Origin of the sequence: Arcicella aquatica (assembly GCF_034928825.1) — a bacterium.
In the GTDB taxonomy this organism is placed as follows: domain Bacteria; phylum Bacteroidota; class Bacteroidia; order Cytophagales; family Spirosomataceae; genus Arcicella; species Arcicella aquatica.
Genome location: NZ_JAYFUL010000001.1, coordinates 293,957 through 306,366, shown reverse-complemented (window position 1 = coordinate 306,366; position 12,410 = coordinate 293,957). Strand labels below are relative to the sequence as shown.

The 12,410-nt window shown below is 34.9% G+C and carries 10 protein-coding genes; 5 read left to right on the top strand and 5 right to left on the bottom strand.

Translation table 11 applies throughout. The annotated features are described in order from the left end of the window. Positions 1 to 87: 87 nt before the first annotated feature. The gene (locus VB264_RS01210) at positions 88 to 834 is read right to left on the bottom strand and encodes an acyl-CoA desaturase (RefSeq protein WP_323246181.1); all 747 of its coding nucleotides are present in this window, start codon (positions 832 to 834) and stop codon (positions 88 to 90) included. A gap of 418 nt (positions 835 to 1,252) precedes the next feature. Here VB264_RS01210 and VB264_RS01205 point away from each other — a divergent pair, with 418 nt between their 5' ends. Beyond that, positions 1,253 to 2,227: an adenylate/guanylate cyclase domain-containing protein gene (locus tag VB264_RS01205; protein WP_323246180.1), complete on the top strand. Its 975-nt coding sequence runs from the start codon at positions 1,253 to 1,255 to the stop codon at positions 2,225 to 2,227. On the opposite strand, the gene VB264_RS01200 is transcribed toward VB264_RS01205, so the two are convergent. The 3 genes from VB264_RS01200 to VB264_RS01190 all read right to left on the bottom strand — a co-directional run bounded on the left by VB264_RS01200 (position 2,224) and on the right by VB264_RS01190 (position 4,744). Continuing rightward, positions 2,224 to 2,892 carry a Rossmann-fold NAD(P)-binding domain-containing protein gene (locus VB264_RS01200; RefSeq protein WP_309913683.1) on the bottom strand — a complete coding sequence of 223 codons (669 nt, stop codon included), beginning with the start codon at positions 2,890 to 2,892 and terminating at the stop codon, positions 2,224 to 2,226. The two genes, VB264_RS01205 and VB264_RS01200, sit on opposite strands and share 4 nt — an antisense overlap. A 61-nt stretch (positions 2,893 to 2,953) precedes the next feature. Next, positions 2,954 to 4,006, bottom strand: a complete 1,053-nt coding sequence (locus VB264_RS01195) for an arginyl-tRNA--protein arginylyltransferase (RefSeq protein WP_323246179.1) — start codon at positions 4,004 to 4,006, stop codon at positions 2,954 to 2,956. 216 nt (positions 4,007 to 4,222) lie between these two features. Then, positions 4,223 to 4,744 (bottom strand): hypothetical protein, encoded by a 522-nt coding sequence (locus tag VB264_RS01190; RefSeq protein WP_323246178.1) that lies wholly within the window; start codon positions 4,742 to 4,744, stop codon positions 4,223 to 4,225. A 304-nt stretch (positions 4,745 to 5,048) separates the two neighbouring features. On the opposite strand from VB264_RS01190, the gene VB264_RS01185 reads away from it, so the two are divergent. The 4 genes from VB264_RS01185 to VB264_RS01170 all read left to right on the top strand — a co-directional run bounded on the left by VB264_RS01185 (position 5,049) and on the right by VB264_RS01170 (position 12,045). Further along, the gene (locus tag VB264_RS01185; protein WP_309913692.1) at positions 5,049 to 5,657 is read left to right on the top strand and encodes an RNA polymerase sigma factor; all 609 of its coding nucleotides are present in this window, start codon (positions 5,049 to 5,051) and stop codon (positions 5,655 to 5,657) included. A 131-nt stretch (positions 5,658 to 5,788) separates the two neighbouring features. After that, a complete protein-coding gene (locus VB264_RS01180; protein ID WP_323246177.1) occupies positions 5,789 to 6,889 on the top strand; it encodes a FecR family protein in 1,101 nt (366 codons plus the stop codon). A gap of 182 nt (positions 6,890 to 7,071) precedes the next feature. Beyond that, entirely contained in the window at positions 7,072 to 10,581 is a 3,510-nt protein-coding gene (locus VB264_RS01175; RefSeq protein WP_323246176.1) for a TonB-dependent receptor, read from the top strand. Positions 10,582 to 10,623: 42 nt separating this feature from the next. Further along, positions 10,624 to 12,045 (top strand): RagB/SusD family nutrient uptake outer membrane protein, encoded by a 1,422-nt coding sequence (locus tag VB264_RS01170; RefSeq protein WP_323246175.1) that lies wholly within the window; start codon positions 10,624 to 10,626, stop codon positions 12,043 to 12,045. A gap of 247 nt (positions 12,046 to 12,292) precedes the next feature. Here the strand turns inward: VB264_RS01170 and VB264_RS01165 are convergent, their stop codons facing one another. Then, on the bottom strand, positions 12,293 to 12,397 hold the full coding sequence (locus VB264_RS01165) for a 5'-nucleotidase (protein ID WP_323246174.1): 105 nt from the start codon (positions 12,395 to 12,397) through the stop codon (positions 12,293 to 12,295). Positions 12,398 to 12,410: the final 13 nt, after the last annotated feature.

The following is a 12,410-nucleotide window of genomic DNA, read 5'->3' as shown; positions in this document are numbered from 1 at the left end:
GTGAGAGTTAGTTGTGAGTTAGTGAATTGTGAGTTAGAGACTTTAATTAAAATCACTAACTCACAATTCACTAACTCACAACTGATTTTACATATAATTCAAGTCGTTATTGCGTTTTAGTTTGATGACGTGTAATAAATTCAGTACTAAGATAACTGGATAAGTAGGGTCGAATTCATGCCATTTGATACCAAAATTGGCTCTGCCACCTAATTTATGGTGATTGTTGTGGTACGATTCTCCCATCATCAAGAAATCAAAAGGTAATAAGTTTTTTGCCGTGTCATTTACTTTAAAATTGACATAACCATATTTATGAGCAAACCAGTTGATGATTACCCCATGAACAGGCCCCATCAAATAGTGGATGGGTAATAAGGCATATTCCCAAGCATGCGTAGCAAATTTCATATAAAACAAAGTGTATAAAACACCCCAAGCAATTCTTACAAACCATTTGTCTCCTAGTTTTTCAACCAAAGCATAATAGGGAACACCCTTCAAGAATTTAGGCTCAATTCCAGCACGGTCGTTCAATACAGCATTATAATAATCCTTGGTTTTCCACATCATGTGGAAAAGGTTGTCTGAATAACTTGGTGAGTGAGGGTCTTTTTCTGTATCGGCATAAGCATGATGCAAACGGTGCATAATACCATAAGCCTTAGGGCTTAGAAATGAAGAGCCTTGAGTAATAAAAGTAAACCAGTAAAAGAATTTCTCCCAACCTTTAGACATCGTGAACATCTGATGTGCTGCATAGCGATGTAAAAAGAATGTTTGTGAGAATAATGATAAGTACCAGTGTGCTACAAAGAAAATTAAAATTGCCATATAAGTTTTTTTTACAAAATTATGGCAAGCGCTAGGCTTAAAATATGATAAAAATCAGTGGAGATACTGAGGATGATTAACAATAGCATGATTTTGATCACCCACCATCTTTAATTATTTCATTGATGGTCGAAGCTTTAATATTGGGTATTCAGAAAATATTTGAAGATAAATTGACCAAGCCTTGTGTGCTTTAGAACTTAATAGCTTTATTTGTTGTAGTTGATTTGAGGCCCAGAACCACGCTTTAATTTTGATAAAATTTGATATGTCAGTAGAAAAATTAGGTTACACAAGTCGTGCTAGAAGAATAACTTTTAAATATCCCTTATTCGCTCATTTATCTATCCAAATAAATTTTTGGATTCTAGCACATATCTCTTTTGGAGTTATTCATTATTTAATACTTCGTTCGTTTATGACAACTGCAAATTTTGTCATGGGCGATACCTTAGCATCAAGTTTTTTACTAGCAGTGATTTTAGGTATTTTATTTGGTATCTCATTTGGAATGATTGAATACTATTTAGAAAATAGATTTTTCAGAAGGAAATCACTTGGGAGAGTAATGATATTAAAAGCCATACTATCTCTTATTGTTTCCTTGATGCTTTTCTATATTATCAGGTATGTGCTCTTTGTGCGATTTATTGCTCCAGTGGTTAATTTAAGCAATATAAGACTGAATGACGAATCGTGGAGATACATCTTCTATTTATTCCTGATTCAAACTTCTTTTATGAATATTATCATCAGTTTTATCAACCAAATGAATAAAAAGTTTGGACCTGGAATTTTGTTACCTCTTTTACTAGGTAAGTATCGTAATCCTAGAGAAGAAGAAAGAATATTTATGTTTATGGATTTACAGTCATCCACAACCATTGCCGAAAGCTTAGGGCATATTAAATACAGTGCTTTTATTCAGGAGAGTTTTATGGATATTAACGATGTTGTACCTAAGTTTAGGGCAGAGATATATCAATATGTTGGTGATGAAATTGTAATTTCATGGACGGTTTCTGAAGGGTTGAGAGAATCATCGTGTATTGCTTTTTATTTTGCTTGCGAGGCACAATTCAACAAAAAAGCGATAGATTATACAAATGAGTATGGTATAGTACCAAAGTTTAAGGCGGGACTTCATTTAGGAAAGGTAACGGCAGTAGAAATCGGTGAAATAAAAAGAGATATTGCTTATCATGGCGACACGCTAAATACCGCAGCCAGAATACAAAGTGTTTGTAATGACCACGGCAAATATTTATTGGCCTCTAAAGAAATGATTGACTGTGCAAAAGTAACTAAACAGTATGTTGTACAGTCAATGGGCGAAGTTTTGTTAAAAGGAAAGCGGAATCTTGTTGAGATTATGAGTATCGAGCAATGTTAGATGCCTGCTAGTTCGTGGATATCTTTTACTTCCAATACCTTTTTTTTATATCCATCCAACGTAGCATTAATCATGGCTAAACCAACTTGTGTGAGTGTACAAACATAGTTGTGAAACAATGTTTGAAAGATTGGAAATAACCAGCTGAGGTAAGAATAGTAGCGTTGAGTATTTTTTAAACCATCAGTTGGATGAATATAGCCCGGTCTGAAAGCAAAAACATTTTTGAAAGGCAGTTTCATCAAATCGTTTTCTGTCTTGCCTTTTACCCTTGCCCACATACTTCTCCCTTTTTCGGTACTATCCGTGCCCGCCCCAGAAACATAACAGAAAGTCATATCGGGGTTTAATTCACTAAGAATTCCAGCAAAATAGAGCGTAAGTGTATAGGTTAGCTTGGTGTATTCAGGTTCTTTTTTTCCTAAAGAAGTAACCCCTAAACAGAAATAACAAGCATTATAATCAGATAGGTCATCTTTGATAGAAGAAAAATCGTAGAAATCCTGATGGATGATTTCAATCAATTTGGGATGATTGATACCACAAGGTTTTCTGTTTACAACCAAAACTGTTTCAACTTGTGGATGCAATAAGCATTCGTGTAAAACACCTTCGCCAACCATCCCTGTTGTCCCTGTAATGATTGCTTTTATTTTTTTCTTCATAATTTCAGATTAATATATCTTTTAAATTACATATAAAAACTTGAAGTATTGCTATAAAGGGCTATACTGTTTTAATTAAAGACATAGAAATAACATCTGCCATCATTCTTATGGATTCTGTTGAGTATAAGTGCTTAATGGTTTTTAACAGATTAGTAGAATAGTGATCATCAATATTATAATCGCTATGGGTTCTGAAAACACTAGAACACAGCATCAAATGAAACTGATTATCTCGTACATCATATACAATCATTGGACTAGTATTGGTGTCATCTACTTCAAAACAATAAATAAAGACAGGGAAATCGAATAAGTTCAGGGCATTCAAACTCGTCATTAAGTCTGCATCAAAATACTCATATTGAAAGAAGGTATGTTCAAACCCTATTTCTTTTAAATATACTGATAGCTGATTAAGCTTATCCGTCATTATCACTAATGGATTGATATTAGGGTCATACTGACTAAACGGAAGCCAAGTATCAGTACAAACATCAAGATATTCAAGGCTTGGTTTAGCTAAATCTAATTTATAGTCAAACAAGCGATAGCCAGGTGCAAAATAACCAGGGTAAAAATAAGTATGTCCGAGTTTTTGGCAGAACTCCATTTTCTGATACATCAGAAATTTCCCCAAGCTATGTTTTCGATAGTCAGGGTCATAAAAACACGTAATGCCAGCAGAGGAAGTACTACCTAAATCGAAAAAACCTGTAGCAATTAATTTATGGTGGTCATACACATTCACTTCGTAGGTATTATAAATATCATTGATGCCATTGTTGAAGAGGAGGTTTTCAAGATTAGGCGAAGCATCAAAAGCAATATGGCTCCTGTATTTTTGAAAAAGGTCTTCATGAGCGCTAGTGAGGTGAATAGGTTGAACCTCGACCCTAAAATCAGCATTCAGTTTATAGAGTTTTTGTTGCGTTCTCGATTTTTCAAAAGTTAGTAAATTAATTCTTAGCCAGATAGCACTGTAAATAGTACCTGAGAATTTTAGAAAATTAGTAGTAAAAATAGTTTGTCCCATTCTGAACCATCCATCATAAAGGTAACTATCTAGGTCGTCGGGGTGTATAGCATCAGGAAAGATTAATTTAGCAAACATCTATAAACAGTAAGATTTTAATATAAAACTAACTATAAATATAAGGAAAATGTTTGTTTGATAAAAACGGAGGGGAATAGACTGGTATAGTCAGCCTACTCCCTTTTATAAATCAATTACTCATTAGAAGCATAAGCCTTATTTCAGAATAACATATATTAATATTTATAGCCTTAGTTACTTATCTATTTGACAAATTAATACGTAAAAATATAATTAGAGATTATTTCTGAGGGTATTTATTTTAGCAGTGTATTTATGAAAATCCTCAGGGGAAATAAAAAAAATATCCTCCAATCCTTCATCAATAATTAACTGATTAATAATAGGTCTTACCTTATTATAAAAACACTCAATACCTTTCTCCCAATTACTATATTCTTCTAAAATAAAATATAAATTACCCTCTTTAGATATACTATCACATTTAATTACATTTGATAGTTTACTCACTAATAACTTATAGAAGGAAGAATAATTTTGACGTTCTTCATTTTTAAAGTTAACTACAAGGTGAGTTCTTCTAGGGAGATCGTCTCTTAAACTAATTTCTATATTAATCCTTCTATCCCAACCTTTCGAATTATACACACCTATCGAAATATAGGTGTCATTACCATTAAGCCATAATCGATTGTTCATTTTTTCTCCTGAATTTACTCTTGGTTTAAAAACAAAATCAGGATGATTCATTAAAAAAGAATAGATGTGTTCGTGGAGTTGTTGGAGTTTAGTCATGTTTAGTTATAAATAAGGCTGTTATGAATATATATTGTTAGTGTATTTTAGTATTGGGAAATAAAAAATGAGATGCTAAAATTCGACTTCCTACCCCTATGCTACATAACAAAGATAAAAAACTAGTCCAGATATTAATATGATTATTTGTATTTTAATAAAAACGAAAGTATTCGAAAAAAATAATTAATAAAAGGAGGTTGTTTTTTGAGTAGAATTTTAGTATTTTTTCTTTTTTATTTATTGATATTCTGTGTAAACTGTTTGTTGGTGTTTCATAATTGTTTAACTCAACCCATAACTTATGTTATATTCGTCTTCACGATATGATGAATTAGCCCTTTGGTACGATTTGCGTAATGGGGACGAAGAAGCCTTGGCTACTCTTTTAAGGCTTTATGCGAAGCCTCTGATAAGTTATGGACGAAAAATGATTAGTGACGACGCTGTCATTGAAGACTGTATCCAAGAAGTATTTATACAGCTTTGGCAATACAGATGCTCACTCAAAGAAGATGTTGGCTCTGTAAAGGCCTATATTTTTGCTTCGGTAAGACGGAGAATTATTACAGAAGTCAAGAAAAACACTTTTGCTACTACTCAATACGACAATTCAGCCTCTGATGGATATTTTGATATTGGTTTCTCTATCGAAGAGAAAATTATCCAAAATGAAACCGAACTACATCGTGTAAAAATCATTAATCAACATCTTAATAGCCTTCCAAAACGCCAAAAAGAAGCCATTTATTTAAAATACTTCAAAGAACTCACTAATCAGGAAATAGCTGATATTATGGGTGTTAAGTATCAAACCGTTGGCAATTTAATTCACGAAGCCCTTACTTTTTTACGGACAGTATTTCCAAATGATGCTGTATGGTTAAGCCTACTAATGGTTTATATTAATTAAATATTCCTGCCAGAGGCTTTTGAATGAGCTGAATCTCAGTTGATTGTAAATATTTTTATTTTTTTTATTCAAAAAGCAGTATAACCCTGTTACAGACTTTCTACTGTATATAGAAAGCATATTATTATTTTATGAAAAAATATAATGATTATACGATAGATGATTTTGTCCTTGAACCAACATTTGTTCAATGGGTAAAGAATGCAGGCTATAAAAATCCTGACGACTTTTGGACTATGTGGGTTAATGAAAATCCCCAACAATATGCTATTGTACAACAAGCTACTGACTTTATCCTTGCTACTGCCTTAAAAGAAGAATCGGTGAGTGATTTTCAAGTAGAATTATTAGTCAATAAAACCCTGAGTATCATTAATACAGCAAATAATAGCACATCTTTTCCAGTAAGAATTTTCCAAAGTAGGGAATCACTTTTAAAATTGGTTGCGTCGGTAGCCATATTTCTTACCATTGGGTTAGCAGCTTATCTATGGCAGAAAAATATGTCACAAGAACTTTTTGTCGATAAAACCAATCAGAAACTAATTGAGAAAGAAAATTTTACAGCTCAAAAAATGCCAGTGGAATTGCCAGATGGCAGTACCGTACTTTTGCAACCGAACAGCACAATAAGTTTTCCTGAAACGTTTGAGCAAGCTAGCAATAGAGAAGTTTATTTAAAAGGACAGGCTTTTTTTGAAGTAGTTAAAAATGCTAATCACCCCTTTTTAGTGCATGCTAAAGATGTTATCGTAAAGGTATTGGGAACAAGTTTTACAGTTCAAGCCTTTTTGAAATCTACGGACGTAAAAGTTGTGGTAAAAACAGGAAAAGTAATGGTTTTTTCGAAAGAAGATACCAATGTTGATAATACCGCCAATATCATCACCTTATTACCCAATCAGCAGGTAATTGTGAATAATGAAAACCATAGTGCTAACCAGTCAGATGTTAAACCTGAGCAAATTTTAGCGATTACTTCTAGTAGTACGCCGACGCTGGAATTTAATGATAGGCCCATTAGTGACATCTTTCAAACACTCGAAAAAGCCTATGGTATTTCTATCTATTTTGACCAAAAACTACTGGCAGATTGCTCGTTAACGACAAGCCTAGCCGACGAACCTTTATTTGAAAAACTAAAATTGATTTGCGAAGCAATAGGGCCAAATTCTCGTTTTGAAGTAGTAAACGAAAAGATTATTATTCAATCACGAGGTTGTAACCAATAAAATAAGACATGTTATGCTTTTCCCTTTAACATTACCTCCATAGACACAAAAAAAGGTATTAGCAATGTACCACCACTGCTAACACCTTAGTATTATATCCCCTTGATGCCTGATGAACATAAACCCTTTAGCGAGGGAAAGGGGATTTTTTGTGCTTTTGTAATTCAAAAACGAACAATTATATGAAAAAAAATCGACAATCAAATGCCTTATGGCTTACTATTATGAAAATAACTGGACTACAGTTTTTCATGATTTTATCTCTCACGAGTTTCTCATGGGCTAAAAGTTCAGCCCAGGAAGAACTCAATAGAAAAATCAGTGTATCGATTGATGGCATTGCGCTAAAGTCAGCTTTGCAAAAAATCGAAAAAACTGCTCAAATACGCATTTCTTATAACTCGCAAGTAGTGCCATTAGAGCGACTTGTCTTTTTATCTGCCAAGAATGAAAAACTGGCAGAAGTACTTGAACGTTTACTCAAGCCGTTAGCTGTAACCTATGTTGTGGTAAACAAACAGATTGTGTTAAGAAAACTAGAAAACGCTTCACAATCCTTGAATATTATTGAAGAAAGTAAGGAAGAATTTGCCGTGGAACAAAGTGTTTCTGGAACGGTAAAAGACGAAAAAGGGAATCCTTTGGCAGGCGTAAATATTACCATAAAAGGAACAACCAAAGGCACAAATTCAGATGCCAACGGACAGTTCAAAATAGATGTTGCCAACGAAAATACCGTCTTGGTATTTAGTTATGTAGGTTATGGAAAACAAGAAGTAACAATAGGAAATAAAACAGTTTTCAATATTTCGATGGCTGTTGACCAAAAATCATTAGATGAAGTAGTAGTAGTGGGTTATGGAACGCAAAGCAAACGAGCGGTTTCAGGAGCTGTATCATCTGTTAATTTCAAACAATTTCAAGACCGTTCTTTTAGTAACGTTACGCAAGCTTTGGCGGGTCAGATTGCTGGGGTAAACATTTCGCAGGGGCAAGGTGCACCTGGAGTTTCGCCTATTATTCGTATCCGTGGTGTTAGTTCAATTACAGCAGGGACAAACCCATTGTTTGTGGTAGATGGTGTGCCTTTAGAAAACTTTAACTTGAATATGATTAACCCACAAGATATTGAATCGGTGGAGGTATTGAAGGATGCTTCATCTGCGGCAATTTATGGTTCACGCGGAGCAAATGGCGTTATTTTAGTAACTACAAAATTGGGAAAAGCAGGAAAAACTACCTTTAGCGTAGGCTATGAATCTGGCGTACAAAGTGTACAAAGAAGAGTTTCTATGATGGATGCTCAGCAATGGATTGATTATTATATCGATGCTCATAACAATGCGTGGGTAGATTTGAATCCAGCCAAAAATAAGGCTTCAGACCCGAACAGTGTTCGTACTTCAACTTATAAAATTCCAGATGATTTTTTAACTAATCCACAGCAGTTTGGCAAAGGTACTGATTGGCAAGATGTGATGTTCAGAGTAGCTCCATCACAAAATGCACAATTATCTGCATCGGGTGGTACAGAGAAAACCCAGTTTATGTTTTCAGCGGCTTATCTTAATCAGCAAGCAGTGTTGGACGAAAATTATTACAAACGCCTTTCTATTCGTTCTAATATCAAACATCAACTTAGCGAGCAATTTACAATTGGGTTGAATTTGGGCGTAACCAGTATTTTCGACCGTACTGATGGAACTCAAGGTAAAAGTGATGTCGTGAGTTTAGCCCTACAAAGCGACCCTATATTTCCTGTTTACAACGAAAATGGCAACATTGGTTACCGTGACCCTAATTCAGTTTGGAACAAATATGTAGCTTATAACGATTTGAATTTATGGCATCCATACTCTCTGACACGTTACATCCATAAAGAAAATAAAACCTTTAATACCTTAGCGACAGGGTTTTTAGAATATAAGATAATAGATGGATTGAAATTCAGAACCAGTATCAATGCCAATTTGTATAATACTCGTTATAATTCTTATCGAATAAACAAACAAGGTTACGGATATTCGGGAGTGTTAGCAGCCGAAGGATATTCAACAAGTGGATATACGTTTAACTGGCTAAGTGAGAATACGTTGAGCTATGAAAAGTCGTATGGTGATCATAATGTCAACGTATTGTTAGGGTATTCAGCTCAGAAACAACGCAATGAATTTGCATCGCTTACTTCTGGAAGTTTCCCTAATGATTTGGTTGAAACCCTTAATGCAGGGGTTGTATCTAGCGGTTTTACCAATGCCTCTGAATGGTCTATGCTTTCATATTTAGCAAGGGCACAATATAATTTTCAGAATAAATATTTCCTAACAGCCGCTATTCGTCGTGATGGTAGCTCTCGCTTTGGCTCAAATACTCGTTGGGGTTATTTCCCTTCTGTATCTGGGGCGTGGATGATATCAGACGAGAGCTTCTTACAAGATGTCAATGCAATCAGTAGCCTTAAACTAAGAGTGAGCTATGGGATGGCGGGAAACAACCAAATTCCAAATTATGGCTCAAAAAGTTTGTTGAATTCATCTAACTATGTATCAGGCACAACATTAGCACCGGGTTTGACCATTGCTAACATTGCTAATACGGATTTAAAGTGGGAGCGTACCACTCAATTTAACATAGGTTTTGATTTAAAAGCATTGAATAATCGCATCGGTTTATCAGCAGAATATTATAATTCTACTACCAACGATATGTTATTGAATGTTCCCGTACCCGATATTACAGGTTTTGCAACCCAATTGACCAATATTGGTAAAATGGAGAATAAGGGGATTGAGTTAAACCTGAATACACAAAACGTAAAAGGAAAATTCAGTTGGTCGACTGATTTTAATTTCAGTTTGAACCGTAACAAAGTATTACAATTAGGTCAAAGCAATGCGCCTATTACGTATACGGACTTTGTGGTAGCAGTAAAAACTGAAGTTGGGCAACCTATTTCTAACTTTTACGGATATGTAGTAGATGGAGTTTTCAAAAATCAAGCTGCAGTAGATGCTTATCCGCATTATTCAACGACACACCCAGGTGACCCAATTATCAGAGATGTAAACGGCGATGGAAAAATTACTGTAGACGACCGTACAACATTAGGAAATTATCAGCCTGATTTTATGGCGGGATTGAACAACACTTTTTCATACAAAGGCTTCGACTTTTCATTTATGTTTCAAGGAACATTCGGAGGCGAAATTGTTAATCAAAACTTCCGTTACTCAGGTTTCTGGAATAACGGTCGTAATATGTATTCGGGCGTAGCTAATAGATGGCGTTCAGAGGCTGACCCAGGCGACGGACAGCACTTCAGAGCAACATTGGGTTTAACGGGCTTGCAAGACCAATTTACCAGCCTATGGGTTGAAGATGCGTCATTCGTAAGGTTAAAAAATATCCGTATTTCTTATAGCTTACCTGCTAGTATCCTAAAAAAATTACCAGTTAAAACCGCTCGTATTTACATGAATGCTGAGAACGTTTACTTGTGGAGTCATTACACCAATTATGACCCTGAAAATACTACCTATAATGCTTCGAGTTTCTCAGGAGAAGCCAACGGAAATACTTCAACGGGGTTAAATGCCTCAGGAAATGCTCCAAATGGCGCTTTTGTAGGGGTTGACTATGGGTCGTATCCAATTCCAAGAGTAATTACGATTGGTGCTAAATTCGATTTTTAAGAAGATATTTTGGTTTCAAGGAACCTCAAAACAGATAAGACAATGAAAAAAATTAAACAATTATACGTCCTGTTAGCCATCTGTTTGGTGGCAACAAGTTGTAAGGATTCATTCTTGGAATTAGCCCCCATTTCAAATGCTACGGCGGATAATTTCAAAACAACCGATGATTTTGAATTGGCTGTCAATTCAGCCTATGCTTCTCTTTATACAATATATCATCCTGAAGGGCCAGTATCATACTGTAATGAACAAATGAGCGACAATGCCATTATGTTCAATATTTCGGGTATTCAAGCCGATAAATGGCAATTTAAAGATTACTCATTAATGACCACCAATACGATGGTTTACCAATTTTGGCAAGACTACTACAAATCGATTTTTAGTACCAATATTGTCTTGAATAAAATTGAAGGAGCTAATTTGAGTGCAGCTTATAAAAATGAAGTAAAAGCTCAAATGCAGTTTCTCAGAGCCTTATATTATTTTAATATGGTTCAAACTTGGGGAGATTTGCCTATTGTAACAACCCCATTAACAGGTGATGAAGCGTATGCTATCCTCCGTTCACCCCAAGCAGCAGTATACGAGCAAATTAAAAAAGATTTACTTTTTGCCATTGATAAATTGCCTTTGGCCTCAGCCATACCAAGTACAAAGGTTGGTCGTGCTTCAAAAGGAGCCGCCCAAACGTTATTAGGAAAGGTATATTTAACATTGGGCGATAAAACATCGGCTGCAGCAGTTTTGAAAGAAGTTTATAATAGTAATGAATACGCGCTGTTGCCAAGTTATGCAAGTCTTTGGGGACCAAACGTAAAAAATACGAAAGAATCAATTTTCGAGATTCAATACTTAGGCGGTTCAGTATCGGCACCTTATAGCAGATATTACCAAACGTTTTATCCAAATAATAATTTCTTAGGCTTTTACGGAGCAGGCATGAACCAAGTAACAGATGATTTATACAACGAATATGAAAGTGCAGACCCTCGTCGCGACTTGTCAATTGCGTTGGGCTATAATAATGGAAACACATTTATTGCCCAGAAATATCCTATTAAATGGACTCATACCAATGCAGTATTAGGAGGAGGAAATCCATTAGCTAACAACAATTTTATGGTTTTGCGTTATGCAGATGTTTTATTGATGTTGGCTGAGGCCACAGGCGAAGCAAGCTACTTGAATTTAGTAAGAGCTAGGGCTGGGTTACCAAAATTTGGAGAAACGAATTATCCAACCGCTTATTCGACGATAAGTCTGGCAGTAGAACACGAACGTAGGGTAGAGTTAGCCCTAGAATTTCATCGTTGGTTCGATTTAAAACGTAGCGGCAGAGCGGTGTCCTTATTAACAGCCAAGGGGAAAGCTATTACTAACGATAAATTATTGCTACCCATTCCACAGATTGTTCGTTCACAAAATGCTGGTATTACGCAGAATAATGGGTATAATTAAAATAGCTTACTGATATAGGACTGTTTGACGCTGTTTGTAGTGATACAAACAGCGTCAATTTAATATTATCAAAAATTTTTGAATATCAACGAAAAAATATGAATTAGTAAAAATGTTTATTTAATAAAAGTTGCTATTTAAAAGGATTTTAATCTTGTTAAAATGTTTTACTACTATTTCTTAGATACATTTGGAAGTACTCATTAAAATCTCCGATACAGTTTAATGAATACTTTCATTGTCAGTACTATTCTACACCTTTTTGTGTATAAATGTTATCTTCTCTCTCTAAGCTAAACAAAGCACTGGAAGATACACCAACGACAAGTTTTTTTTCAATAGGATATGGCATTGATGGTAAATGG

Bases quoted from the DNA above. Each gene is read 5' to 3' on its own strand.
- VB264_RS01210 (WP_323246181.1), bottom strand. From the start codon at position 834: ATGGCAATTTTAATTTTCTTTGTAGCACACTGGTACTTATCATTATTC.
- VB264_RS01205 (WP_323246180.1), top strand. From the start codon at position 1,253: ATGACAACTGCAAATTTTGTCATGGGCGATACCTTAGCATCAAGTTTT.
- VB264_RS01200 (WP_309913683.1), bottom strand. From the start codon at position 2,892: ATGAAGAAAAAAATAAAAGCAATCATTACAGGGACAACAGGGATGGTT.
- VB264_RS01195 (WP_323246179.1), bottom strand. From the start codon at position 4,006: ATGTTTGCTAAATTAATCTTTCCTGATGCTATACACCCCGACGACCTA.
- VB264_RS01190 (WP_323246178.1), bottom strand. From the start codon at position 4,744: ATGACTAAACTCCAACAACTCCACGAACACATCTATTCTTTTTTAATG.
- VB264_RS01185 (WP_309913692.1), top strand. From the start codon at position 5,049: ATGTTATATTCGTCTTCACGATATGATGAATTAGCCCTTTGGTACGAT.
- VB264_RS01180 (WP_323246177.1), top strand. From the start codon at position 5,789: ATGAAAAAATATAATGATTATACGATAGATGATTTTGTCCTTGAACCA.
- VB264_RS01175 (WP_323246176.1), top strand. From the start codon at position 7,072: ATGAAAAAAAATCGACAATCAAATGCCTTATGGCTTACTATTATGAAA.
- VB264_RS01170 (WP_323246175.1), top strand. From the start codon at position 10,624: ATGAAAAAAATTAAACAATTATACGTCCTGTTAGCCATCTGTTTGGTG.
- VB264_RS01165 (WP_323246174.1), bottom strand. From the start codon at position 12,397: ATGCCATATCCTATTGAAAAAAAACTTGTCGTTGGTGTATCTTCCAGT.